This is a genomic window from Eikenella exigua, from assembly GCF_008805035.1.
GTDB classification, from domain to species: domain Bacteria; phylum Pseudomonadota; class Gammaproteobacteria; order Burkholderiales; family Neisseriaceae; genus Eikenella; species Eikenella exigua.
In genome coordinates this window covers 345,399-369,509 of sequence record NZ_CP038018.1, presented here as the reverse complement: position 1 = coordinate 369,509, position 24,111 = coordinate 345,399, and the positions used below count along the sequence as shown (strand labels likewise).

Genomic DNA, 24,111 nt, shown 5'->3' with positions numbered 1-24,111 from the left:
CAGAGCCCTGTCTTACCCTTTTCAGGTAGCCTTTTCCAATAATTTGCGGTTCCGTGCCGCTTATACTGCCTCATTCTTGCTCAAGGTAAGCCCGGTGAAGCCAAACACCAGCGTGAGCAGCAGACTGAGGTAGCAGAAGAAGGCGTAGGGCAGATAATCGATCACGGGCACGCCCAGGGCGTGGTGGATAAACACGCCGCACACGCTCCAAGGCACGAGCGGGTTGGTTACCGTGCCGGCGTCTTCCACGGTGCGGGCGATGTTGCGCGGGTGCAGGCCGAGCCGTTCGTAGATGGGCTTGAAGGTGTTGCCGGCCAGGAGCAGGCTGAGGTATTGCTCGCCGATGAGCACGTTGACGCCCAGCGAAGTGGCGGCCACGGTGAAGGTGGCGCGGCCGGCGTTGACCAACATATGGCCGATGCCGGAAAGCAGCGCGGGCAGAATGCCCAGGGCGTTGAGCAAGCCGCCGAGGCTGAGGGCGAGGATAACAATGGTTTGGGTGAAAAACATGCTGCCGATGCCGCCGCGCGAAATCAGCTTGACCACATTGCCCAAATCGGTGCCTTCTGGCGGCGCGTAGCCGTTGAAGAAGTAGCCGCCGAGCTGTTCGATACTGGGGCGGCTGTGCAGGTAGGTGAGCACGAGGGAAACGGCGATGGTGATGATGATGGTGTAAATAGCGTTCACGCGGCGCATGGCCAAAACGATCAGCACGACAAAGGGCAATAGGGTGTAGCCGTGCACTAAGCCACTGGCCTGCAGCTGGGTTTGGAAGGTGGCCACGCTGCTTAAATCAGCGGCAGCGGTGTGGCCGGAGAGCAGCCAAAGCAACAGCGCGGTAAGCAGCCAGGCGGGGATGGTGGTGTACATCATATTGCGGATGTGGTCGAACAAATCGATGCCCACAATGGAGGCGGCAATGCTGGTGGTGTCGGAAATGGGCGACATTTTGTCGCCGAAAAACGCGCCGGACACCACCGCCCCGGCCACCACAGCCGGATTAGCACCCAACGCGCTGCCCATGCCGATAAAGGCCACGCCCAGGGTGGCGCAGGTGGTGAGGCTGCTGCCGATGGCCACGCCCACCATCGAAGTGAGCACGAAGGCAGAAAGATAGAAAAACTGTGGCGAAATCAGCTCGAAGCCGTAATACATCAGCGTGGGAATCGCGCCGGACACCATCAGCGCCGATACCAGCAAGCCAATAAAGAAGAAGAGATAAATCGCGCCGATGCCGGAGAGCACGCCACGCGCCATGCTCAGCTGCATACGGCCAAAATCCAGCCCCTTGGCTTTGCCGAAGCCGAGCAGCCCGCACAGCACCAGAATCACGGACAAATGCGGCACCCAGCCGAAATGAATCATGGTAATGCCCATCACGGCCACTGCCAGCGCGGCTATCACCGCCGCCTCGCACGGTTGCATTTCCAATAAGGCTTCTTTTGTTTCGTTCACTTCCATCTCCTCCCGCTTCAACTTGGCAGTTTGTGCTACAAATTTTGTAAATAGGCTGCCAAACTACCATTTCCCGCCCGGCAAGGCAATCTCGGCATCAGCAATACCTATTTTAAAAGGGCATAGATTCGCCCGATTTGTGTTTCAGCCTACCTAAAAACAGTTTGGAATCATACCGAAAACAATGTTTGTGAAATAAAATTGCTAAATATGGAATAGAATAAAAAATAAATGTCCTCTCTCCTTTCCAAGCGGTACTTGCAACAAACCTACCTGATTCGGCTAAAATAAGCCCCAACCGAGAGACTGCCTAGAAAAAATACTGCCTTTGACCGTTTTAACTTATATTGAAACACGAACTTTCAGATAGCCTGCTACACCACGCAGGCTACTTGAAACTTTATCTGGCACGGCAATTTAGATATGATGGCGGCAGATGAAACCGTAACGAATTTCCTCCAACCAACCCCAGTCAGGAGCAAGCCCATGCTTTCATCACTGCATACTCGAACCTCTGCCCTTGCCGCCATGCTGTTGGCGCTATCTGCCACTGCCGCCGCCCATGTTGCCCCCGATAGCTGCGGTCTGCCCGACAGAGCGCCACCTTCCAACTATCTGGCCACCAACCACAACAGCGAAGAAGTCAATATCCGCGCCCAGCCCAACACCCGCGCCGCCATCCTTGCCGTTTGCGACAATCAAAGCGAAGCCGCCATCCTCGGCAAAAGTGGCGCGTGGTACCGTGTGCGGCTGGCCTTGCGGCCAAACCAGCCGGCAGAGCGGCGCATCATCAGCGGCTATGTACACCAAAGCCAGGTTAGCCTACGCCATATTTATACCGTGTACAGTGCCGACGGCTCGGCCAACCTGCGCCTGAATGCCAACAGCCGTGCCGAAATACAGCAACGCATCCCCAACGGCACCACCGTGATCGAACACCCCGCCAAGCGCCAAGGCAGCTGGCACTATGTGAGCGTGCACGGCAGCGACAGCGATACCTATGGCTATGTGCACAAAAGCCAATTGAGGCCGAAAGCCGGGCGCTAAACAGTAAAACATTTCAGGTAGTCTGCCATACTACGCAGGCTACCTGAAACTTTATCCGGCGCAATGTTGGATATAATGGCGGCAAGCACCACCGCCACCAACTTCCTACCCTATCTCAGGAGCACGCTCATGCTTTCATCACTGCATACCCGCACCTCTGCCCTTGCCGCCGTGCTGTTGGTGCTATCCGCCACTGCCGCCGCCCATGTTGCCCCCGATAGCTGCGGCCTGTCCTCCGTAGCAACCGGCGAAGCCGAACCCACTACCTATTTGGTTACCGACGGCGGCAAGAGAGCAAACATCCGTGCCCATCCCAACACCCGCGCCGCCATCCTTGCCATTTGCGACAATCAAGGTGAAGCCGCCATCCTCGGCAAAAGTGGCGCGTGGTACCGCGTGCGGCTGGCCTTGCGACCGAACCAGTCGGAGGAGCGGCGTATCATCAACGGCTATGTGCACAAAAGCCAGGTTAGCCTGCGTCACGTTTATATCGTGCACAGCGCCGACGGCTCGGCCAATATACGCCGGAACGCCGGCAACCGCTCCGGCATGGTGGGGCGTTTTGTCAATGGCACAAGATTGATCGAATTCCCCGCCAAGCGTAAAGGAAACTGGCATTTCGTGGGCGTAACCGGCAGATCGGGAATATTCACCTCCGCTTATTACGGCTATGTACACAAAAGCCAGATAAGTCCGAAAGCCGGGCGCTAAACTGAAACATTTCAGGTAGCCTGCCATACCATGCAGGCTACCTGAAACTTTATTCAGCGCACTACTTTGGCTATGATGGTGCCAAACTCATCACCGGGCTGCTTGCTGCGGTTTGTCAAATTCCCACTCATCATGCCTACCCTTCATATCCGCACCCCAAATCCCACACTCTATATCGCCTTCTTGGCGCTCGGTTTATTGAGCGCCATCAAATCGGGAGTCATTTCGCCGGAAGCAGGCATTTGGACATTACGCATGCCGAAAAATTATGATGAAATCCTGCCCTACTGCCCGCCGAAATTGCAGAGCATTATTGAGTGTTTCGATGAGTTAGACCTGCTCTCCCGGCTCGATGCCGTTGCATACGCTCAAACCATCGACCGCCTGATGGGCGATTTGCAGCAAATCGTGGCGGAACATTCCGAACCGTACGATGCCAATTTAAGCGTAAGCAGATAGTTTAATAGCGAGCTGAAGCCATACCGCTTTGTTTCCACCATCATAAAAGGCTACCTGAAAACTGATTTTCCGGTTTTCAGGTAGCCTTGACTATGCCATTTCAAACAATTACTGCTTCATCGCATTCACCAGTGCGTTCACGTTGTATCGGAACATTTGCTCATAAGTGGCGGCGGGAGCTCCGCGGCTCAGGGCGTCGGAATAGAGCTTGCCGTTGACGCGGATGCCGGTTTCGCGCGAGATGCGTTCCACCATGCGCGAATCTTTGATGTTTTCGCTAAACGCGGCGCGGATGCCCTGGCTGCGGATTTGGCGGATGAGGGCGGAAACCTGGCGGGCTGAAGGCTCGGCTTCGGTACTCACGCCTTGCGGGGCGATGAATTCGATGCGGTAGCGTTTGCCCATGTAGTTGAAGGCATCGTGCCCGGTGAGCACTTTGCGCCGTGCCTGTGGCACGCTGTTGAATTGGGTTTGCGCCCATTGGTGCATGGCGTCGAGGCGGGCTTGGTAGCCGCTCAAGCGCTGCTGATAATACGCGCGGCCTTGCGGATCGACTTTAATCAGCGCGTCGGCCACGTTTTGGGCGTAGGTTTTCATCAGCACCGGGTCGTTCCACACGTGCGGGTCGAATTCGCCGTGATGGTGGTGGCCGTGATCATGACCGTGGCCGTGGTGGTGGCCGTGATCATGACCGTGGCCGTGGTGGTGGTCGTGATCATCATCGTCGTGGTCTTCGGCCTTCATCGGCTGGATGTTTTTGGTGGCCTCGGCAAACGGCACGCCGCTTTGGCGGATGCCGCGCATCACCGCAGCCTGCTCAAAGCCCAAACCGTTCACCAACACCAGCTTAGCATTGCGGATGCGCTGCATATCGCGGCTGGTGAGGTTGTAGGCATGCGCGTCTTGGTCGGGGCCGACCAGGTTGCTCACGTTCACGCGCTCGCCGCCCACCTGCTTGGCCACATCGCCCAAAATGCTGAAGCTCGACACCACTTCCACCGGCGCGGCATACAAGCTGCCGGAAAACAGCGCGGCAATCAGGCCGAGTTTCCAATGTTTCAATTTCATCTTTTACTCCTTATGTTTGGTTGTCATATGAGTCTTCCGACTCGTCCGTGAGGCTACCTGAAAGATTTCAGGTAGCCTTTTTACTAATGTGCGAATTTCAAAACAGAAAATTCACCACAAACGTACAATGCAGCGCCCCCTGCTGGCACAGCCGAACGGAGCGCGGTTTTTCGGGAAACAAGGGCTTGCATGCCCGAAGCAGCGCAGCCGCAAGTTGCGAGCCCGCCCGAAAAACCGTGCGGAGGGAGGGAAGTTTGGCGGAGCCAAACCTGTGCCCGCAGTCGCCTTTCTTTGCTTCCTTTCTTTGGTGAAGCAAAGAAAGGAAGTGCCCCGCGCCGGCATGAGGCGCAAAAGCGAACAGGGTAGGAGATGGTGAGACTTCCCAAAAAATAATTTGTCTCGAAATCCAAAATATCACTAAAACTATATGAACTAAGAATTTAGTTTCGCAGAGCATTTTCAGGTAGCCTTCAAGCTGCCGGCCACTACGTCCGCAAATGCCTTCCGCGCCACCATTTGGGCAGCATCCCGCCCTCGCGCCCGACAAACAGCGACATGGCATACACGCCGCCCAGGCACAAAATAATCGCCGGGCCGGAGGGGATATCCACATGGTAGGAAAACAGCAGGCCGCAGAAGCTGCAGGCGAGCGCAATCAGCACCGCAAGCGCAATCAGCCCACCCATGCTACGCGACCACAGCCGCGCAGTAATCGCAGGCAGCATCATCACGCCCACCGACATCAGCGTGCCGATGGCCTGAAAACCGGCCACCAAATTCAGCACCACCAGCATCAGAAACAGCACATGCCACAGCCCGCCGCGCCCGTTTACTGCGCGCAGAAACAGCGGATCGATGCTCTCCAGCATCAGCGGGCGGTAGATCAGCGCCAGCGTCAACACCGACACCGCGCTCACGCACAGCACCAAAATCAGCGAAGGCGTATCCACCGCCAGCACCGAACCGAACAAGAGATGCAGCAAATCCACATTGCTGCCGTAGCTGCTCACCAGCACCACACCCAAGGCCAGGCTGGCCAGATAAAACGCAGCAAAATTTGCGTCTTCCTTCAAATTGGTGTGGCGGCTCACCAAGCCGGCCAGCAGCGCCATCGCCAGCCCGGCGGCAAAACCGCCCAGGCTCATGGCGGGCAGGCTGAGCGAACCGGCGGCAATATAGCCCGCCGCTGCGCCGGGCAGCACTGCGTGGCCGAGCGCATCGCCCACCAGGCTCATGCGCCGCATCACCAAAAACACGCCCACCGGCGCCGCACCCACGGCCAGAAACAGCACGGAGGCAAGGGCATAGCGCATAAAATCGTCGGCAAAGGGTTCGATCAGGAGCTGGGAGAGGGTCATGGTGTGTGCGCTTATTCGTGTTAAATGGATTGGGTTTTATAGTGAATTAAATTTAAACCAGTACAGCGTTGGCTCGCCTTGCCGTACTATCTGTACTGTCTTCGGCTCGCCGCCTTATCCTGATTTAAATTTAATCCACTATATTGTTCAGTTTCGTGGAAACTCATGTTTTCAGGTAGGCGGATGGCCGTTGGCAATGATTACGCCTTCGCCCACGGCGGTGCCGCCTTCCATAATCCAAAATTCCGTGCTGGGGCATAGGGCGGAATAATCCACGCGGCCGGGATAAAGGTAGTCCAGCCCGGCTTGCAGCGGCTCGCCGAATCGGGTGTGTTCAAACGCGGTAAACACGATGCCGAGCATTTCGCGGCTGCCTTTGGACGCAAAGTGCGGGATAGCCTTCGGCGGGGAAGTGTGTGCGGCTGCGGATGCGCTGCGGGAACGCTTCGACGGGAAAATCTTCGCTGCAGTTTCGGAAGAAAACAACAGTGGCGGCAAACATGGCGTTCAGGCTACCTGAAAACTCAAGCGGCGCACCATTCGCGCGGTTCGGTGCGGTGCATGGTTTCGGCGGCCTGTTTCAGGTAGCCTTCGGTGAGTACGTCGGCAGTGGCGCCGCTGGCGATTTTTTCGCGGGCAATCAGGAAGGTGTGGGGGAAGTAGGCGCGCACCTGCTCATAATCGTGCAGCACGGCAATCACAGCACGGCCTTCGTTTTGATGGCATTGGCGCAATACTTCCAACAATTCGTAAGTGGTGCGCGCGTCCACGGCGTTGAAGGGCTCGTCCAGCAGCAGGAATTTGGCGTCCTGCACCAGCATGCGGGCAAACAGCACGCGCTGGAATTGGCCGTTGGAAAGCTGGCCGATGCTCCGGCGGGCAAAATCGGCCATGCCCACGCGCTCGAGCGCGGCGTGCACCCGTTCGCGTTGTGCGGGTTTGGTGCCGCCGAAAAAGCCGATTTCATACCACAAACCCATGGCGGCCAACTCATACACGGAAATGGGCTGGCTGCGGTCGATATCGGATTGCTGAGGCAGATAGGCGATGTCGCGGCGGGCGAGGCCTTGCCATTGCACGCTGCCGGTGCTGGTTTTCAACAGCCCCATGATGGCTTTGAGCAGAGTGGATTTGCCCGCGCCGTTGGGGCCAAACACCGCCCACATGCTGCCTGGTGCGAATTCGCCGCAAATGTGGTGTACGGCGGGATGGCAGCGGTAGCTCACGGTGAGGTTGTCGAACACGATGCTCATAATGCGGCACCCGTCCAGGCAAACACGCCCAGCATCAGGGCGATGAGCGATACGGCCAAAAGCAGGCGGCTGCCGGCGCCGCGAAGTAACCAAGAGTGCATAGTGTGTGCTGAATGTTATGTTGTAACGGGCGGCATGATACTCTATAACATGTGCTTTTTCCATAGTCGGAAGGCTACCTGAAAAGCAGGTAGAAAATGCCGCTGCGTTAATTTAGTGCAGACAAAGTGCCAATTTGTTGGCAATATTGAAAAATACTTGCCGCACAGCGCAGTTGCCCCAACCGCGCCGCCGCGCCGTTTCCCTAGCACAAGGTATGAAGGAGCCAAGCGTTTGGCTATAATGACCAGATTACTTGCGCCTACTTACCCTTCCCTTCCCGCCCACCAAGGAATAACAATGAAGAAACTGCTCCTGCTCGCTATTTGCGCCGGCCTGCTCGCTGCCTGCGGCGGCCAAGCCCAAAGCGAAGCCTCCGCCCCCGAAGGCGACAACGCCAACCTGCTCAACCTCTACAACTGGGCGGATTATGTCGACCCCGCCACCCTCACCGCCTTCACCGAGAAAACCGGCATCACTATCCGCTCCGCCTACTACGACAACAACGAAACCCTCGAAGCCAAAATGCTCAGCGGCAGCAGCGGCTACGATTTGGTGGTACCCTCCATTTCCAACGTAGGCCGCCAAATCCAAGCCGGCGCCTACCAGCCCATCGACAAAAGCCAAATCCCCAACTACAGCAATCTCGACCCGCACCTGCTCAAGCTGATGGAGCAGGTGGATCCCGGCAACAAATACGCCGTGCCCTATTTCTGGGGCATCAACACACTGGCCATCAATACCCAAATGATGCAAAAAGCCCTAGGCGGCAAGCCCATGCCCGAAAACGTGTGGGATTTGGTGTTCAATCCCGAATACACTGCCAAACTCAAATCCTGCGGCATTTCCTATTTCGACAGCCCGCTCGAACAATACCCATTGGCGCTCAACTACTTAGGCAGAGACCCCAACAGCACCAAGCCCGAAGACCTGCAAGCGGCCACCGATATGATGCGCGCCGTACGCAAAGACATCCGCATCTTCACCGCCTCCACCTATATCAACGACCTCGCTGCCGGCAACCTGTGCGTGGCCGTGGGCTACGGCGGCGATTTGAACATCGCCCGCAACCGGGCCATCGAAGCCGGCAACGGCATCGACATCCAAGTGCTCGTGCCTAAAAACGGCCTGGCGGTGTGGATCGATTCCCTGATGATTCCCAAAGACGCGCACCACCCCGCCAACGCCCTCAAATACATCAACTACACCCTCGACCCCAAAGTGGCCGCCGCCAACGGCAGTTTCGTTACCTATGCCCCCGCCAGCCAGCCGGCCCGCGCGCTGATGCCCGAGGCATACCGCAACAACGAATCTATCTTCCCCAGCGAAGAAGCCATGGCCAACAGCTTCGTTATCCTACCCAAAGACCCGCACACCAGCCGCCTGATGACTCAGCTTTATCAAAGGCTGATGGCGATTAAATAACGGCAAGACAAGCAAACCACAAAAGGCTACCTGAAAATTTCAGGTAGCCTGTAATGGCGTGGATAACAACAAATATCAGAGTTGGGTTTGACACCCACCGTTTGCTGCTCCGGTATGCTACATAAAGGCTACCTGAAAGCAGCAATCCCAACGAAATCAAACGAGCTGCTTGAGTTCTTGAGAAGCTAACATCAAGTAGCCTTCCCCCAAGCAAAACACCCGAGCCAAAGCCCGGGCGTTTGTATTCCAATCAAACTGTTCAGCCAAAGAACATCTTGGAAAACAGCAGGCCGAAGGCCAGGCTGAAACCCATGCTCAACAGGCCGGGCAGCATAAAGCTGTGGTTGAAAATAAACTTGCCGATTTTCGTCGTGCCCGTGCTGTCGAAATCGATGGCGGCAATAATCGGACCGTAGTTCGGAATGAAGAAATAGCCGTTCACCGCCACGAATGTGCCGATGATAACCGGCGTGGGCACGCCCAACGAAATGGCCACCGGAAACAGCGTAGCCACAGTGGCTCCCTGGCTGTTCACCAATATAGAGAGCACAAACAACGCAAAGGCAAACGCCCACGGCGCACTCTGCACCAGGCCAGACACTGCTTGCTGTACTTCGTCCAAATGCCCGTGCATCAGCGTATCGCCCAACCAGGCCACGCCGAACACGGCAATCACGGCACGCATACCGGCATGGAACACTGAGCCCTGCGTAATCGCGTTACCATCTGGTTTGCAGGTAACAATAATCAGCGCGGCAGCAGAAAGCATCACAATTTCAATGGTGTGCGCCATACCCATCGGCTTGTCGTTAAATACCGGACGCAGCGAAGGCATTGCGCCGAGCAGCACTACCAAAATAGCGGCAAATAGGAAAATCCCCACCGAAATCTTAGCTTTGCTGCTCACTTGCGCATCGGCAGCAACAGTTTCCGTATCATACAGCTTGCTGTAGGCCGGATCTTTCAGGCGGCGTTGGTATTCCGGGTCGTCTTTCAGCTCTTTGCCCATCCGGTTCACCAGCACGCAGGCAATACCGATGCCGATGATGGTGGAGGGCACACTCACTTTGAGCACGTCTGCCATCGTAATATGCTGCGGCTCGAGGTAGCTCACGCAAGCCACCACCGCCGCCGCAATCGGGCTGGCCACAATGGCAAACTGCGAAGCAATCACCGCCATGGTGAGCGGGCGTGCCGGGCGGATACCGTTTTTGCGGCTCACTTCCGCAATCACCGGCAGCACGGAATAGGCCACATGCCCCGTGCCGGCTAAAACGGTGAAGGTGTAGGTAACCATCGGCGCGATAAAGGTGATGTATTTCGGGTTTTTATGCAACACGCGGGTGGCGATTTTAATCATATAGTCCAAACCGCCGGCCGCCTGCATCGCCGCCGCTGCCGACACCACCGCCATAATCATCAGCATCACATCAATCGGCGGGCTGGTGGGCTCCAAGCCGAAACCGAACGACAATATTGCCAAGCCGATGCCGCCGAACACGCCCAAGCCGATGCCGCCCACTTGGGCGCCGGCCAGAATGCACAACAGCACCACGGCAAACTGGATAAAAAACTGTGCATATTGAGCAAAAAAGCTCATTATGGTCTCCAAAGTAAATTTATGTATGCAAAAAGAGCGCCGAGTCTACCAAACTTTATCCTGAAAATAAAACGGATTTTATTTTCAGGTAGCCTTTATTCGAAATAATAATTTGTATATAAACAATAAATATTTATCCTTAACTACACCTCCCCACACACCCTGCCCGAAAAAGCCGTCCCCTCTGCATTCCATCCACCTATTTGTAAATATTTCTTAACAAACTGCCAACAAAATCCCATGCCAGGAAAGTAGCATGGGAAAGAAAATGGAGCGGGTAACGGGAATCGAACCCGCATAGTCGGCTTGGGAAGCCGGTGCCTTACCATTAGACGATACCCGCAAAACAGGAGTGCGCGCAGTATAGAGGATTTCCATGCAAACTACCAGCCTGCGCCTAATCGAGGAATGTCAGCTCGCCCAGCACCCTATCTGGCGCTTGGGCATCACTGCCGGTCTCGCAAACCAGATAGTCCCAATCCAAACGCACATCACTGTCAGCAGAGCCACACAAGGCCTCCAAATCCGGCCGACCACCCTTCCAGACTCACCCCCTCCTTAATTCTGGCCTGCTGCCGCCCACAAACAGCGGTAATATCAAAAACGTGCCATTCTACTCCACACTGCACGGCAAAAAATCTTAGCTTCACAGAAACTCGCAAAACTCATCTTAACTTCATTGAAGCTTATGCTTTCAGGTAGCCTTCATTCTGCCAGCCAAGCCGCCAAGCTGGCCAAACCATCCAGCATGGCCAGATGTGGGGCGGTTTGCAGTTGGGCAGGGGTGTGGGCACCGGTGGTGAGGGCGATGGCTGGGCTCTGGGCGTTGTGTGCCATGTGCAAATCGTGGGTGGTGTCGCCGATTACCAAGGCTTCGGCCGGATGCACGCCTAATTCGTCGCAGATGGAAAGCACCATTTCCGGCTGGGGCTTAGAGGCGCATTCGTCGGCGGTGCGGGTGGCGAGGAAGAAGCTGCGTGTACCGGTTTCGTCCAGAGCGGCATCGAGCCCGCGCCGGCCTTTGCCGGTGGCCACGGCGAGCCAGTAGTGCTGTTGCAGCCGCTGCAGGGTATTGCCTGCGTCGGGGAATAAAACGGTTTGCTCGCGGCAGTGGAAGTATTCATGCTGATAGGCGCGGGCGGCGGCTTCGATTTGCTGTTGGTTCAGCTGCGGGCACAGGCGGTGTAAGGCATCGTGCAGGCTTAAGCCGATAATGGCACGGATGTCGGCCTCGGCGGGAGGCGACCAGCCGAAGCGTTGGAAAGAGTTTTGCACGCCCTGCACGATTTGGGCGGTGGAATCGGCCAAGGTACCGTCCCAGTCAAAAATCAATACGCGATAGGGTTTCATGGGAATTCCTTGATGTGTTGGGGTTTGGGCTACCTGAATTTTCAGGTATAGCTAAAATTCTTATTTCTTCCTACTGCGTTGGCTCGCCTGGCCGTACTACTTGTACTGTCTGCGGCTCGCCGCCTGGTATGAAGAAATAATTATTTCAGCTATAGCCCCACTTCAATCCGCGCCCTGCGCCGTGCAGCAAGGCGTTAATCATGATTTCATCGGCTTCTGCCTCAGCTTGGCGGCACGCCGTTTCCTGCCGCATGATTTCCTCCAAATCGGCACGGCCGCTCTCGATGGGCTGGGTGATCACCTGCTTGGGGCGCTCCAAAGAAAAGCCTTCCGGCAGGATAACTTTGAATTTGGGCTGTTGATCGTTTTGCTGCATATCTTTCCTTTTTGGCTAAATGGCAAACAGGCTACCTGAAAAACAGAGCCGGAATAATGGACACACTTTTTTCAGGTAGCCTCTTCCGAACATCGACACCGGCTAAAGCTGCGATTCATAGAGGCTCAGGGCGCTTCGGAACACCTGCTGCACATTCCGATGCCCGCCGCGCATAACGTGGCTGTATGGAAGCAATACCATTGCTTCTTGCTCTCGGCATGGCGGCAATCATACGACGCATACCGGCTGTCTCCCCGCAAACACAAAGCTGCCAAATCAGTGCTCCAGCCGTTGGCACGGATTGTGCACTCCCGCACATCCTCGATATCCGCCCAGCGCACCAGCCGCTTCCTGCCCCATACGGAACGCAGCACCACGCCCTGCTGCGTCAGCACAACCGGTCGAAAGCCCGTGATGCAGCGCAGCCACAGCAGCACAAACAACCCGCCCCCTGCGGCAATCAGCCCCAACAGCACATAAGCAAAAGTATCGCGTGCCGCCGAATCGCTCCCGCTCAGAAGCAAAAACGCGAACCCGAGCAAAACGCCTCTCTCGGCAACAGCCATAGGCTGCAACGGAAAAAACTGATACGCAGCTCGTATTCCATCATTCACCTTCCGTCTCCGGCATTCCGATTCAGGTAGCCTCTTGCCCCTGCCGCAAGCCCTCCAGCATCTGACGCAGCTCTTCCGGCAGCGGCGCGGTGAGCACCAGCATTTCGCCGCTTGCCGGGTGTTCGAGCTCCAAGCGGTGGGCGTGCAGGAACATGCGTTTGAGGCCGAGCTTTTTCAGGCGGCGGTTGGCGGTGTAGTCGCCGTAGCGTTCGTCGCCGGCAATCGGGCAATTTTGCGACTGCATGTGCACGCGGATTTGATGGGTGCGGCCGGTACGCAGCGTGGCTTCCATCAGGCTCAGGGCGGAAAGCCCCACCGCATGCAGCGGCGCGCCGCCAAAGCTTTCCAGCACGCGGAACAGCGTGTGCGCGCTCTGCCCCTCTTCGCTCACGCGCACCATTTTCTCGCCTGCCGCGCCGGTGTATTTGAACAGCGGCAGCTTCACCTGCCGCACGCCCTGCGGCCACGCGCCCATGCCCAGCGCCAAATATACTTTTTTCGGCTTATCGTTGCGCCAGGCTTCATGCAGTTTCACCAATGCGCTGCGCTTTTTGGCCACCACCAATAATCCGCTGGTATCTTTGTCCAGCCGGTGTACCAATTCCAAATAACGCGCCTGCGGCCGGGCGCGGCGCAGCTGTTCGATCACGCCGAAGCTCACGCCGCTGCCGCCGTGCACGGCCACGCCGGAAGGTTTGTCCACCACCAAAAGGTGTTCGTCTTCAAACACAATGTCAAACTCGCGCGGCGGCACGGCAGCCTTGGCCGGCTCGGCTTTCTGCGCCAGCCGAATCGGCGGAATCCGCACTTCGTCGCCCACGGCCAAGCGGCTGTCGGCAGCAGCGCGTTTTTTGTTCACGCGCACTTCGCCGCCTCGGATGATGCGGTGGATATGGCTCTTGGGCACACCTTTGAGCAGGCGGATGAGAAAGTTATCCAAACGCTGCCCGGCGGCGGCTTCGTCCACGCTCAAATAATTGACTGAATTTTTGCTAATTGCTGGCATTTTCTCTATAATCCTCTCCCTGCCGACACCGTGCCCAGGCTACCTGAAAGCCAAGCTTCAACGAAGCGAAAAACAAAGGGTGCCGCCGGGTTGGCAAGTTGATTGTTTACTGTTTATTTTATCGTAAAAAGACAATTCCGAACTGCTTTCCTCTACCTGCCGCGCATTTTGGCAGGCAGATTGAAATAGTAATTGAGTTTACGGCTCCGGCAGCCCAAACGGCCTAAGACGCGACCAGCGCGCCGCCGCACCCGCTGCCGGGCTTAAAGAAGACTACAACACCGAAATTAATAACGGATTAAGTATTAAACCAGAGCAAAGCGGCGAGCCTCAATCCAAGCAGTACGGCAAAACAAGCCAACACAGCCTTGTTTTAAAATTAATCCGCTATACCCCGCCGTAAGCGGCCGCTATCCGGCCTACCGCGGCTTGCCAAATCCGCCGCCCATTCGGCGGCCGGCGCGGCAGCGATGCCCGCCCCGTTCTTTCACTACCTTCTTTACCGTTTTCTGCCCGCGCCCGATGCCGGCTGCCCGACTGCCAAGGCGGTTCGCCGCACACCGCGCTTCAGGCCCGCACAGTATACGGCTGCCGGTTTTAACTTCGTTGAAGCTTTGTTTTCAGGTAGCCTTCCCCAGCGGCAGCAAAGCGGCCAAACTAATTACGCGCTTCGGAATTGCAAACCAACCAAAAGGTTAGCAATATCATGAAACGTATGTTATTTAACGCCACCCAGGCCGAAGAGCTGCGCGTGGCGATTGTAGACGGGCAAAACCTGCTCGATCTCGACATTGAAACGCTGGGCAAAGAACAGCGCAAAGGCAATATCTACAAAGGCATCATCACCCGCATCGAGCCCTCGCTCGAGGCCTGCTTCGTGGACTACGGCACCGACCGCCACGGCTTCCTCCCCTTCAAAGAAGTTTCCCGCGCCTACTTCCAAGACTACGACGGCGGCCGCGCCCGCATCCAAGATGTATTGCAGGAAGGTATGCAGGTTATCGTGCAGGTGGAAAAAGACGAACGCGGCAACAAAGGCGCCGCGCTCACTACCTTCATCAGCCTGGCCGGCCGCTATCTTGTGCTCATGCCGAACAACCCGCGCGGTGGCGGCATTTCCCGCCGTATCGAAGGCGAAGAGCGCCAAGAGCTTAAAGCCGCCATGAGCCAGCTCGACGTGCCGCACGGCATGAGCCTAATCGCCCGCACCGCCGGCATCGGTCGCAGCGTGGAAGAGTTGCAATGGGATTTCAACTACCTATTGCAACTGTGGCGTGCCATCGAAGAAGCCGGCAACGCCCATCAAGACCCCTACCTCCTCTTTATGGAGAGCTCCCTGCTCATCCGCGCCATCCGCGACCACTACCGCTCCGACATCGGCGAAATCCTCATCGACAACCGCGAAGTGTTCGGCCAAGTGCAGGAATTCATGAGCTATGTGATGCCGCACAACGTGGGCAAGCTCAAATACTACGACGATCACATCCCGCTCTTCTCCCGCTTCCAAATTGAGCACCAAATCGAAAGCGCCTTCTCGCGCTCCGTGAGCCTGCCTTCCGGCGGCGCCATCGTGATCGACCACACCGAAGCCCTGGTTTCCGTAGACGTGAACTCCGCCCGCTCCACCCGCGGTGCCGACATCGAAGAAACCGCCTTCCAAACCAATATGGAAGCCGCCGAAGAAGTGGCCCGCCAAATGCGCCTGCGCGACTTGGGCGGCCTGATCGTGATCGACTTCATCGACATGGAAAACCCCAAGCACCAGCGCGATGTGGAAAACACCCTGCGCGACGCGCTACGGAAAGATCGCGCCCGCGTGCAGATGGGCAAACTTTCCCGCTTCGGCCTGCTTGAGCTTTCCCGCCAGCGCCTGCGCCCCTCCCTGGGCGAAAGCAGCCACGTGGCCTGCCCGCGCTGCGCCGGCACCGGCGTGATCCGCGGCATCGAATCCACCGCCCTGCACGTGTTACGCATCATCCAAGAAGAAGCGATGAAGGACAACACCGAAGAAGTGCATGCCCAAGTGCCGGTGGACGTGGCCACCTTCCTGCTCAACGAAAAACGTGCCGAGCTGTTCGGCCTGGAAGAGCGGCTGGATGTATCCATCCTGATGATTCCCAACACCCATCTGGAAAATCCGCACTACAACATCACCCGCGTACGCCCCGACGACGTGGACGACGACGCCGAACCCAGCTACAAACAAGTCGAAATCCCCGAAGAAGACGACAGCCAAACCTTGGAAATCGGCCGCCAAGCCAAGCCGGTGAAACCTGAGCCCGCCGTAAAAGGCATCAAACACAGCAGCCCCGCCCCCATAGTGCAGCAGCCTGCCGAACCCGGCTTGCTGGCCGGTATCGGCGCCTGGTTTGCCAAATTGTTCGGCGGCGGCGAAACCAAACCCGCCGAAGCCCCCGCAGCCAACAATGGGCGTAATGGCGGCAACCGCAGCAAAGCCCAACAAAACCGCAACCGGCGTAACCGCGGCCAGCAGCGTGGCCAAAACGGCAACAACCGCCCGTCACGTCAGCAAGCCGCCGACGATGCCGAAACCTTGGATAACCGCGCCCCGCAACAGCCGGCTGAAAAATCCGCTGCCGAGCAACAGCCCAATCCGCGCCAACGCCGCCGCCAACGCAAAGACAGCGATGTTCAGGTAGCCTCGGCGGAAAACGATAAGCTGCAGGCCGCCGGCCAAGCGGCTGATATCCCCGAACGCTTTGCTGACGAAACCGGCAACTATGCAGAAAACCAAGAGCGTGGCAGCGAACGCGGCGAGCGCGAGCGTAACAATGAACGCGGCGAACGCAACGAACGCCGCTCCGGCCGCGACCGCCGACAAGACAACGGCCAGCGCAACGGCAAAGGCCGGGGCCGCCAGCGCAACATCCCCTCCGCACAGAAAATCATCCAATATCTGGATATTCCGCTGCAAGCCGAGCTGGTGAAATCCGCTGCCGACGTGGTATTGGGCCTGCACACCGAAGCGCCCGCCCCCGTGCCGCAGCCCGATGAGGCCGACAACGATAAACCGCTGGTCATCACCATCCCCGAGGTGGCCGATGAAGCCGATGCACCCACCTTCGTGTTTGCCGAAGAAAACACTGCCGAAGCCGTGGAAGCTGCCGAAGCCGTCAACCCGGCTGCTGTTGCAAGCCCGGCTGTGGAAGCAGCACAGGAAGAAGCCGTTGTTGTTGAAACCGTAGCTGTAGCAACCTCATCTGCCGAAACTCAAGCCGCTCCGGAAGCTGCAACTGTTGATGATTCCATTGCTGCCGCAGCCCAAGCGGTAGAAATGGCCTCGGCAGCCGTGGTACAACCCACACAGCCAACCGCAGCCGAACCTGCTGTTGCCGATCTCGGCGGTTTGGTATTGGTACAAACCGATCCCGCCGCACTTACTGCCGTTCAGCCCGAGCCCGAACAGCCCAAAGGCCTGCGCCGCGCCGATGTTACCCCTGCCGCTCCGGCCACCGTGCCCGAGCCTCAGCAACTGCAGCAAGTAGAAACCTACCGCAGCTGATGTAGGCTTTCAGGTAGCCTCCAAGGCCACAAACCAACCGCCCCGAACGATTGCTTGGGGCGGTTGGTTTGTGGCCTTGGAGGCTACCTGAAATTTAATCGCAAAACGCCTGCACAGATATAAGAACAAATCGGTGCAAGGCGGCGAGCCGCAAACAGTACAAAGGTACAACAAGGTAAACTAACGCTGTAGCGAAAGTTCAGTTGGTTTGTTATACAGCAGGGCGGGCCAACGCCGTATGAAATAAAGTGTTTCCGCTATAGCAAGCCCAACCCATCGCCCGCTCCCTATTTTCAGGTAGCCTCCCCTCCCGACTGAGGCTACCTGAAACACCTCCGCCCGATTTATCGCAGATTACCTCAGCCGAAACCCCGCTTTCAGGTAGCCTTTTGCGCCAAATCCTTATAAAATCGGCAACTTGTTTTTTATTTTATTCCGGCACGGCAGGCAAGCTGCAACTGCCCGCCGCACAGCCGTAATCAAACCATTCCGAGACCAACATGACCGACTACGCCAAAACCGTAAACCTCTACGAATCCCCCTTCCCCATGCGCGGCAATCTGGCCAAGCGCGAGCCGGCATGGGTGAAGCAGTGGCAGGACGAAAAACGTTATCAGAAGCTGCGCAAAATTGCGGCCGGCCGCCCCAAATTTATCCTGCACGACGGCCCGCCCTATGCCAACGGCGACATCCACATCGGTCATGCAGTCAATAAAATTTTAAAAGACATCATCATCCGCAGCAAAACGCTGGCGGGCTTCGACGCGCCCTATGTACCGGGCTGGGACTGCCACGGCCTGCCGATTGAAGTGATGGTGGAAAAACTGCACGGCAAAGAAATGCCGCCCAGCAAGTTCCGCGAGCTGTGCCGCCAATATGCTGCTGAGCAGATTCTGCGCCAGAAAAAAGACTTTATCCGCCTAGGCGTGATCGGCGATTGGGAAGACCCCTATCTGACCATGGACTACCAAACCGAAGCCGACACGGTGCGTACGCTGGGCGAGATTTATAAAGCAGGCTACCTGTATCGCGGCGCCAAGCCTGTGCAGTTCTGCTTGGACTGCGGCTCGTCGTTGGCCGAGGCCGAAGTGGAATACAAAGACAAGGTATCGCCCGCGATTGATGTGGCGTATCGGTTTAAAGACACCGCCGCATTGGCTAAAGCTTTCAGGCTACCTGAAATTTCCGGCGAAGCCTTTGCCGTGATTTGGACCACCACACCGTGGACGCTGCCGGCCAGCCAAGCCATTTCCGCCGGCGCAGACATCGTGTATCAACTGATCGACACGCCGCGTGGCAAACTGGTGCTAGCCAAAGATTTGGCCGAAGCCGCGCTGGAACGCCACGGTTTTTCAGGTAGCCCCATTCTCGCCGAATGTACCGGCGCAGATTTGGAAAACCTGCACGCCGAACATCCCTTTATCGAGCGCGACATCCCCGTTTTAAACGGCGACCATGTCACCACCGAAGCCGGTACCGGCCTCGTCCACACCGCGCCTGCGCACGGTTTGGAAGATTATTTCGTCTGCAACAAATACGGCATCGAGCTCATCAACCCCGTGAACGCGCAAGGCCGTTATGCTGCCGACACCCCGCGCTTGGCCGGCATGACCGTGTGGGAAGCCAATCAGCCGATTATCGCCTGGCTGCAAGAAAACAACCGCCTACTCGCCCACAGCAAAATCGAACACAGCTACGCCCACTGCTGGCGGCACAAAACCCCGCTGATTTACCGCGCCACCAGCCAATGGTTTATCGGCATGGATAAAGCCGGTGCAGACGGCAAAACCCTGCGCGACAAAGCCCTGAAAGCCGTGGACGACACCGAATTCTTCCCCACCTGGGGCCGCGCCCGCCTCGAAGCCATGATTGAAGGCCGTCCCGACTGGGTGGTGAGCCGCCAGCGTTTCTGGGGCACACCGATGACCTTCTTCGCCCACAAAGAAACCGGCGAGCTGCACCCCGATTCCGCCGCGTTGTTGGAAAAAATTGCCCTGCTCATCGAGCAAAAAGGCATCAATGCCTGGTTTGAGCTGGATAAAGCCGAGCTCTTGTCGCCCGCAGACTGCGAACACTACGACAAACTGCCCGACACCATGGACGTGTGGTTCGATTCCGGCAGCACCCACTTCTCCGTGCTGAAACAGCGCCCCGAGCTCGCTTGGCCGGCCGATTTGTATCTGGAAGGCAGCGACCAGCACCGCGGCTGGTTCCAATCCTCCATGCTCACCGGCTGCGCCACCCTCGGCCGCGCGCCCTACAAACAACTGCTCACCCACGGCTTCGTGGTCGATCAGAACGGGCGCAAAATGTCCAAATCCATCGGCAACGTGGTCGCCCCGCAAGAGGTGTATAACAAATTCGGCGCCGACATCCTTCGCCTGTGGGCTGCCGCCACCGATTACAGCGGCGAATTGGCGATTTCCAAAGAAATCCTCAAACGCGTAACCGAAAGCTACCGCCGCATCCGCAACACACTGAGCTTCCTGTTCGCCAACCTCAAAGACTTTAACCCGATTGAAGATGCCGTGCCGCAGGCCGACATGGTGGAAATCGACCGCTACGCCCTCGTACTGGCGCGTCAGTTGCAGGAAAAAGTTTCAGGTAGCCACTACCCGCGCTACGCCTTCCACTTCGCCGTGCAGGACATCGTACAGTTCTGCTCCGAAGACCTCGGTGCGTTCTATCTGGACATCCTGAAAGACCGTCTCTACACCACCAAAAAAGACGGCCACGCCCGCCGCAGCGCACAAACCGCGCTCTACCACATAACCCGCAGCCTCGTGCTGCTGATGTCGCCCATCCTCTGCTTCACCGCCGAAGAAGCGTGGGACATCATCGGCGGCGGCGAAGAAGACAGCGTGCTCTACCACACCCTGCACGACTTCCCGCCCATCCCCGCCGCCGGCGAAGCCGCACTCGTGGAAAAATGGACACACATCCGCGAAGCCCGTGCCGCCGTTACCGCCGCCATCGAGCCGCTGCGTGCCGACAAAACCGTTGGCTCCTCATTGCAGGCCGAAGTCGTCCTCACCGCGCCCGAACCGCAATACGGCTACCTGAAAGCACTCGGCAGCGAACTGCGCTTCGCCATGCTCGTTTCCAAAATCGACCTGCAAAAAGGCGATGAGCTCACCGCCGAAGTCCGCCCCAGTACTGCACCCAAATGCGAACGCTGTTGGCACTATGTGGACAGCGTAGGCAGCGTTGCCGCCTACCCCACCCTGTGCGCCCGCTGCGCCGAGAATGTGGACGGCAAAGGCGAAGAGCGGGATTACGCCTAAGCCGGTTGAGGCTACCTGAAAGCGTCAGCTTCAACGAAGTTAAAATATCCGCAGCAATAAGGTGGGCATTAGTTGCCCACCTTTTTTCAGGTAGCCTGAAAACACATATAGCTGAAATAATGATTTCTTCATACCAAGCGGCGAGCCGCAGACAGTACAACCAGTACGCCAACATAGCAGGAAGAAATAAGGATTTGAAATATCAGGAATCAAACACATGACAAGCCACCCCTATTTAGACCTGCAACAGGGCAATGTGGAAAACTATTGCATGATGGTGCCCAAAGCAGAAGTGCCGCAATGGTACGAGCAAGGCTGGCTGCCACATTACGCCGTCGGACTGTCGCGCCGCGAGGCCAACCGTGCCTATATGGTTTACGGTTTCATGCGCTTCAAGCGCGATGTGCTGCTGTTTGGCCACCCCGAATATTTGGCGGCCAAATCCCCTATCGGACGCAAAATTGTTGGTTTCTGCACCCATCTAGGCACTTACGGCATGGGCGGCCCTAGCTTTTTCGGCCTGCTGCTGGACACAGATGAATACTTGGTTTACACCGCATGGCACGCGGGATACAGCACGCTGTTGGACAACCGCGCAGTAAAAATTTACCCATACGGCAACACCGCCGCACGCGGTTGGGTCGGCAGCTTGAACGGGGCCGAATGGGACGAACTCTCGCCCCTGCTCATCGGCTGCGAAATCACCGATTGCTCCCTCGCCGAGCACCGCTGCACCCTGCAACTGCAAAAAGACGGCCAAACCCATTTATTGGAATTCGTTCGCCAAAATGAACGTATCCCGAGCACCCCTGATCAAGAACCCCGCTTGGCATACGAAGACGGGGAAATCGCCGACTATTTGATGTATCAGCACAAAAATGCTTGGCTGGTGGCTTAGGTAAGCAGGGCGCATTACTCGCACAATAAAAGGCTACCTGAAAACCATTTTTCAATTTTCAGGTAGCCTTTCCTCTCCCGCCATACCAACCATGCTTGACAGTCTGTTAAAGCATTTTTACAATACACAACATTACATGGGTCGTTAGCTCAGTTGGTAGAGCAGCGGACTCTTAATCCGTAGGTCGAGCGTTCGAGCCGCTCACGACCCACCAAAATAAAACCAGCCTAAGTAATCACTTAGACTGGTTTTGTTTTTCGCATCACACTGCCAATTAAGTTAGTCTGGCAAATTCTTGCCCCATCCCCTATCCATAAAACAGCATCCAAAGCGCGCGCAACAAGGCAATCAGCAGGATTTTTTCGCCCGCAAGCAAACAGGCTACCTGAAAAAGCAAACTAATCAGCAACACGCCTTGAAGCTGCAAGGGGCTGAACAGCAGCACATCATCGCGGCTCAAATAACGCCGGTGCAGCCACATCAGCAGCATCAGCAGCGTCTGCCCGGCTATCCACAGCAGCGGTTTGAGCAAATACAGCGACATCAGGCCGGTGAGCAGCGGCACCGACATCCCTTGCGGATACTGCCAGCCCGCCAGCAAGAGCAAAAACAAAAACGTTATGTGCTGCACCGCGCCGGCCACGGCGAAATAGGCAAGAAACACCCCGCCGCCGTCCAGCCGCCAGCCCATCTGCCGCGCATCGTAACGCCAGCCGTTGGCAAACAGAAACAGGCTGCCCAGCGCAAAATAGCCGTACACCGGATAAAGGTTGGCCACATGGGTAATCCCCAGCACGCCGGGCATAATCCGTGCGCTGAGAATACCGAAGCCCAGCCACAGCATCACACTGCCCCACAGCCAGGAAAACTGCTGCCGCTGGAACGCCAAAGTCAGAAATACGGCGATATACACCGATAGCGCCCACAAAGTCGGGCTTTGCCAAGCCATCATTACCACCCGCCGGCTCTGGCCAGCGCCGCCGACGTGCAGGCAGCCAGCTCGCGCATCCAATCCAGCGGCAAATCGGGCGTAAAGCGCGTTTCATCGGCATCGCCCGCCACCATCACCGCCACGGTTTGCCCGTTCACGCGCAAAGGCAGCAGCAGAAAGCTCTCCAGCCCCCTGCCCTCTTGCGGCAGCGCCTTCATCAGCGCTGGCGCGATGCGGTTGCCGCACAGCGGTTCTTTCAGGGCAGACAAGGCAGCATGGGCGGCATGGTTTTCAGGTAGCCTGTAGCTGCCGGAAACCGCGCCTTTTTTCGGCGGCTCAGCCAACAACCACACCCGGCCGGACGGCAGCGCGAAATCTTCCTGCCAGCCCGCTTCTGCCGCACGCAACACCTGCAACAGCGTATTGGCCGCCAGCAAGCGGCGCACGAAGCCGAGCATCCGGCTCAGCGTTTGGTGGTTGCTGTCGGCATCCTGCATGATTTGCGCCAGCTGCCCGGCCATTTTGGCCGCCTTTTTCTGCTGCGCCAGCCATTGCGCCTGCGCAAACGACTGCACCCGCCCCTCGGCCGGACGCACGCCCAAATCGGCGGCATGGTTCAACAGAAATTCCGGGTGATCCTGCAAATAAGCCAATATTTTCTTTTCGTTCATCAGTAAGTTACCGTTCCTTCAAACACCGTGGCCGCCGGCCCTGCCATCAACACATGGTTATCCGCCGCCCACTCAATCTGCAAATCACCGCCCGGCAGGCTCACGCACACCGAACCCTGCCGCGCCAACAGCCCCGCCCGCATGCCGGCCACCGCCGCCGCACACGCGCCCGTGCCGCAGGCCTGGGTTTCGCCCGTACCGCGTTCAAACACGCGCAGCCGGATATGGTGCGCATCCAGCACCTGCATAAAACCCACGTTCACCCGCTCGGGAAACTGCGGATGCCGCTCCAGGCGCGCGCCCCATTCGGCCACCGGCGCACGGTGCACATCGTCCACCACCAGCACGGCGTGCGGATTGCCCATATTCACACAGGAAAACCGCGCGCTTGCGCCATCCAAACCAATCTCGTGCCACAAGGCATCGGCAGCCTCGCCCGGCGCGGGCGCAAACGGAATATCCGCTGCCACCAAACGCGGCTCGCCCATATCCACCGTAACCAGGCCGTTTTCCTGCAAATTCAACACAATCAGCCCTTTGGCCGTAGCCACCTTGATGCGGCGGTTCCGGCTCAGGCCTTTTTCGTGCACAAAACGGGCAAAACAGCGCGCGCCGTTGCCGCACTGCTCCACCTCGCTGCCGTCTGCATTGAAAATACGGTAGCCGAACTCGGCTTCGGGCAGCGGCGGCGCTTCCACCAACAACAGCTGGTCGAAACCGATGCCCCGGTGGCGGTCTGCCCATTCGGCAATCGGCGCGGCAGCCGGATCAAAATGCTGGCCGATGCCGTCGATAACCATAAAATCGTTGCCCAAACCGTGCATTTTGGTGAATTTCAATACAGCCATCACGGCCTCCGCCGATGCTTTCAAAGCGGGCTATCATACCCAATCCCCGCCGCAAGTTAAAGCCGCGTTTCAACTTTCAGGTAGCCTTCCCGGCACAGGCTACCTGAAAATCAGCATAGCCATGCCATACGGCAA

At 57.3% G+C, this 24,111-nt stretch carries 20 protein-coding genes, 2 tRNA genes and 1 pseudogene; 8 read left to right on the top strand and 15 right to left on the bottom strand.

What is annotated here, in order from left to right; genetic code table 11:
* Positions 1-60: 60 nt before the first annotated feature.
* Positions 61-1,461, bottom strand: coding sequence for a Na+/H+ antiporter NhaC family protein (locus tag EZJ17_RS01985; protein ID WP_067440704.1), 1,401 nt, complete (start codon positions 1,459-1,461; stop codon positions 61-63).
* Positions 1,462-1,941: 480 nt separating this feature from the next.
* Here EZJ17_RS01985 and EZJ17_RS01980 point away from each other — a divergent pair, with 480 nt between their 5' ends.
* From EZJ17_RS01980 to EZJ17_RS01970, 3 genes are all read left to right on the top strand, one after another.
* Entirely contained in the window at positions 1,942-2,502 is a 561-nt protein-coding gene (locus EZJ17_RS01980) for an SH3 domain-containing protein (protein ID WP_067440702.1), read from the top strand.
* 129 nt (positions 2,503-2,631) lie between these two features.
* Positions 2,632-3,213 carry an SH3 domain-containing protein gene (locus tag EZJ17_RS01975; protein WP_151086023.1) on the top strand — a complete coding sequence of 194 codons (582 nt, stop codon included), beginning with the start codon at positions 2,632-2,634 and terminating at the stop codon, positions 3,211-3,213.
* Positions 3,214-3,345: 132 nt separating this feature from the next.
* Entirely contained in the window at positions 3,346-3,672 is a 327-nt protein-coding gene (locus EZJ17_RS01970; protein WP_067440786.1) for a hypothetical protein, read from the top strand.
* A gap of 108 nt (positions 3,673-3,780) precedes the next feature.
* Here EZJ17_RS01970 and EZJ17_RS01965 read toward each other — a convergent pair whose 3' ends face one another.
* The 5 genes and pseudogenes from EZJ17_RS01965 to EZJ17_RS01945 form a co-directional block, all read right to left on the bottom strand.
* Positions 3,781-4,734, bottom strand: a complete 954-nt coding sequence (locus EZJ17_RS01965) for a metal ABC transporter solute-binding protein, Zn/Mn family (RefSeq protein WP_205748066.1) — start codon at positions 4,732-4,734, stop codon at positions 3,781-3,783.
* A gap of 491 nt (positions 4,735-5,225) precedes the next feature.
* Positions 5,226-6,098, bottom strand: coding sequence for a metal ABC transporter permease (locus EZJ17_RS01960; RefSeq protein WP_067440690.1), 873 nt, complete (start codon positions 6,096-6,098; stop codon positions 5,226-5,228).
* 39 nt (positions 6,099-6,137) lie between these two features.
* Positions 6,138-6,244, bottom strand: a pseudogene (locus EZJ17_RS10930) (IS5/IS1182 family transposase); the annotation flags it as partial.
* A 25-nt stretch (positions 6,245-6,269) separates the two neighbouring features.
* On the bottom strand, positions 6,270-6,596 hold the full coding sequence (locus EZJ17_RS01950) for a hypothetical protein (RefSeq protein WP_067444214.1): 327 nt from the start codon (positions 6,594-6,596) through the stop codon (positions 6,270-6,272).
* 26 nt (positions 6,597-6,622) lie between these two features.
* Positions 6,623-7,351: a metal ABC transporter ATP-binding protein gene (locus EZJ17_RS01945; RefSeq protein WP_067440684.1), complete on the bottom strand. Its 729-nt coding sequence runs from the start codon at positions 7,349-7,351 to the stop codon at positions 6,623-6,625.
* A gap of 399 nt (positions 7,352-7,750) precedes the next feature.
* Between EZJ17_RS01945 and EZJ17_RS01940 the strand changes: the two genes are divergently transcribed.
* A complete protein-coding gene (locus EZJ17_RS01940) occupies positions 7,751-8,875 on the top strand; it encodes a polyamine ABC transporter substrate-binding protein (RefSeq protein WP_067440681.1) in 1,125 nt (374 codons plus the stop codon).
* Positions 8,876-9,134: 259 nt separating this feature from the next.
* On the opposite strand, the gene EZJ17_RS01935 is transcribed toward EZJ17_RS01940, so the two are convergent.
* The 6 genes from EZJ17_RS01935 to EZJ17_RS01910 form a co-directional block, all read right to left on the bottom strand.
* On the bottom strand, positions 9,135-10,475 hold the full coding sequence (locus tag EZJ17_RS01935) for an anaerobic C4-dicarboxylate transporter (protein ID WP_067444210.1): 1,341 nt from the start codon (positions 10,473-10,475) through the stop codon (positions 9,135-9,137).
* A gap of 269 nt (positions 10,476-10,744) precedes the next feature.
* Positions 10,745-10,818 (bottom strand) — tRNA-Gly (locus EZJ17_RS01930).
* A 362-nt stretch (positions 10,819-11,180) separates the two neighbouring features.
* A complete protein-coding gene (locus tag EZJ17_RS01925) occupies positions 11,181-11,825 on the bottom strand; it encodes an HAD-IA family hydrolase (protein ID WP_067444208.1) in 645 nt (214 codons plus the stop codon).
* 145 nt (positions 11,826-11,970) lie between these two features.
* Entirely contained in the window at positions 11,971-12,201 is a 231-nt protein-coding gene (locus EZJ17_RS01920; RefSeq protein WP_067444206.1) for a hypothetical protein, read from the bottom strand.
* Positions 12,202-12,326: 125 nt separating this feature from the next.
* Positions 12,327-12,725 (bottom strand): PH domain-containing protein, encoded by a 399-nt coding sequence (locus EZJ17_RS01915; RefSeq protein ID WP_151086018.1) that lies wholly within the window; start codon positions 12,723-12,725, stop codon positions 12,327-12,329.
* Positions 12,726-12,837: 112 nt separating this feature from the next.
* A complete protein-coding gene (locus EZJ17_RS01910) occupies positions 12,838-13,821 on the bottom strand; it encodes an RluA family pseudouridine synthase (protein ID WP_067444202.1) in 984 nt (327 codons plus the stop codon).
* A 706-nt stretch (positions 13,822-14,527) separates the two neighbouring features.
* On the opposite strand from EZJ17_RS01910, the gene EZJ17_RS01905 reads away from it, so the two are divergent.
* The 4 genes from EZJ17_RS01905 to EZJ17_RS01890 all read left to right on the top strand — a co-directional run bounded on the left by EZJ17_RS01905 (position 14,528) and on the right by EZJ17_RS01890 (position 21,740).
* Positions 14,528-17,344 carry an Rne/Rng family ribonuclease gene (locus tag EZJ17_RS01905; protein ID WP_067440664.1) on the top strand — a complete coding sequence of 939 codons (2,817 nt, stop codon included), beginning with the start codon at positions 14,528-14,530 and terminating at the stop codon, positions 17,342-17,344.
* A 500-nt stretch (positions 17,345-17,844) separates the two neighbouring features.
* Positions 17,845-20,628, top strand: a complete 2,784-nt coding sequence (ileS, locus tag EZJ17_RS01900) for an isoleucine--tRNA ligase (RefSeq protein ID WP_067444200.1) — start codon at positions 17,845-17,847, stop codon at positions 20,626-20,628.
* A 217-nt stretch (positions 20,629-20,845) separates the two neighbouring features.
* Positions 20,846-21,526 (top strand): hypothetical protein, encoded by a 681-nt coding sequence (locus tag EZJ17_RS01895; RefSeq protein ID WP_067440658.1) that lies wholly within the window; start codon positions 20,846-20,848, stop codon positions 21,524-21,526.
* A 138-nt stretch (positions 21,527-21,664) separates the two neighbouring features.
* Positions 21,665-21,740 (top strand) — tRNA-Lys (locus EZJ17_RS01890).
* 93 nt (positions 21,741-21,833) lie between these two features.
* On the opposite strand, the gene EZJ17_RS01885 is transcribed toward EZJ17_RS01890, so the two are convergent.
* The 3 genes from EZJ17_RS01885 to dapF are packed head-to-tail and all read right to left on the bottom strand — an operon-like array spanning position 21,834 to position 23,976.
* Positions 21,834-22,478: a hypothetical protein gene (locus EZJ17_RS01885; protein ID WP_151086016.1), complete on the bottom strand. Its 645-nt coding sequence runs from the start codon at positions 22,476-22,478 to the stop codon at positions 21,834-21,836.
* The gene (locus tag EZJ17_RS01880; RefSeq protein WP_067440652.1) at positions 22,478-23,128 is read right to left on the bottom strand and encodes a DUF484 family protein; all 651 of its coding nucleotides are present in this window, start codon (positions 23,126-23,128) and stop codon (positions 22,478-22,480) included. Before EZJ17_RS01880 ends, EZJ17_RS01885 begins: the two co-directional genes overlap by 1 nt.
* Positions 23,128-23,976 carry a diaminopimelate epimerase gene (gene dapF, locus EZJ17_RS01875; RefSeq protein WP_067440649.1) on the bottom strand — a complete coding sequence of 283 codons (849 nt, stop codon included), beginning with the start codon at positions 23,974-23,976 and terminating at the stop codon, positions 23,128-23,130. The genes EZJ17_RS01880 and dapF overlap by 1 nt, the downstream gene beginning before the upstream one ends.
* Positions 23,977-24,111: the final 135 nt, after the last annotated feature.

What these genes read in the sequence shown, in the direction of transcription:
- EZJ17_RS01985 (WP_067440704.1), bottom strand. Translation starts at nt 1,461, where the DNA reads ATGGAAGTGAACGAAACAAAAGAAGCCTTATTGGAAATGCAACCGTGC.
- EZJ17_RS01980 (WP_067440702.1), top strand. Translation starts at nt 1,942, where the DNA reads ATGCTTTCATCACTGCATACTCGAACCTCTGCCCTTGCCGCCATGCTG.
- EZJ17_RS01975 (WP_151086023.1), top strand. Translation starts at nt 2,632, where the DNA reads ATGCTTTCATCACTGCATACCCGCACCTCTGCCCTTGCCGCCGTGCTG.
- EZJ17_RS01970 (WP_067440786.1), top strand. Translation starts at nt 3,346, where the DNA reads ATGCCTACCCTTCATATCCGCACCCCAAATCCCACACTCTATATCGCC.
- EZJ17_RS01960 (WP_067440690.1), bottom strand. Translation starts at nt 6,098, where the DNA reads ATGACCCTCTCCCAGCTCCTGATCGAACCCTTTGCCGACGATTTTATG.
- EZJ17_RS01945 (WP_067440684.1), bottom strand. Translation starts at nt 7,351, where the DNA reads ATGAGCATCGTGTTCGACAACCTCACCGTGAGCTACCGCTGCCATCCC.
- EZJ17_RS01940 (WP_067440681.1), top strand. Translation starts at nt 7,751, where the DNA reads ATGAAGAAACTGCTCCTGCTCGCTATTTGCGCCGGCCTGCTCGCTGCC.
- EZJ17_RS01935 (WP_067444210.1), bottom strand. Translation starts at nt 10,475, where the DNA reads ATGAGCTTTTTTGCTCAATATGCACAGTTTTTTATCCAGTTTGCCGTG.
- EZJ17_RS01925 (WP_067444208.1), bottom strand. Translation starts at nt 11,825, where the DNA reads ATGAAACCCTATCGCGTATTGATTTTTGACTGGGACGGTACCTTGGCC.
- EZJ17_RS01920 (WP_067444206.1), bottom strand. Translation starts at nt 12,201, where the DNA reads ATGCAGCAAAACGATCAACAGCCCAAATTCAAAGTTATCCTGCCGGAA.
- EZJ17_RS01910 (WP_067444202.1), bottom strand. Translation starts at nt 13,821, where the DNA reads ATGCCAGCAATTAGCAAAAATTCAGTCAATTATTTGAGCGTGGACGAA.
- EZJ17_RS01905 (WP_067440664.1), top strand. Translation starts at nt 14,528, where the DNA reads ATGAAACGTATGTTATTTAACGCCACCCAGGCCGAAGAGCTGCGCGTG.
- ileS (WP_067444200.1), top strand. Translation starts at nt 17,845, where the DNA reads ATGACCGACTACGCCAAAACCGTAAACCTCTACGAATCCCCCTTCCCC.
- EZJ17_RS01895 (WP_067440658.1), top strand. Translation starts at nt 20,846, where the DNA reads ATGACAAGCCACCCCTATTTAGACCTGCAACAGGGCAATGTGGAAAAC.
- EZJ17_RS01885 (WP_151086016.1), bottom strand. Translation starts at nt 22,478, where the DNA reads ATGATGGCTTGGCAAAGCCCGACTTTGTGGGCGCTATCGGTGTATATC.
- EZJ17_RS01880 (WP_067440652.1), bottom strand. Translation starts at nt 23,128, where the DNA reads ATGAACGAAAAGAAAATATTGGCTTATTTGCAGGATCACCCGGAATTT.
- dapF (WP_067440649.1), bottom strand. Translation starts at nt 23,976, where the DNA reads ATGGCTGTATTGAAATTCACCAAAATGCACGGTTTGGGCAACGATTTT.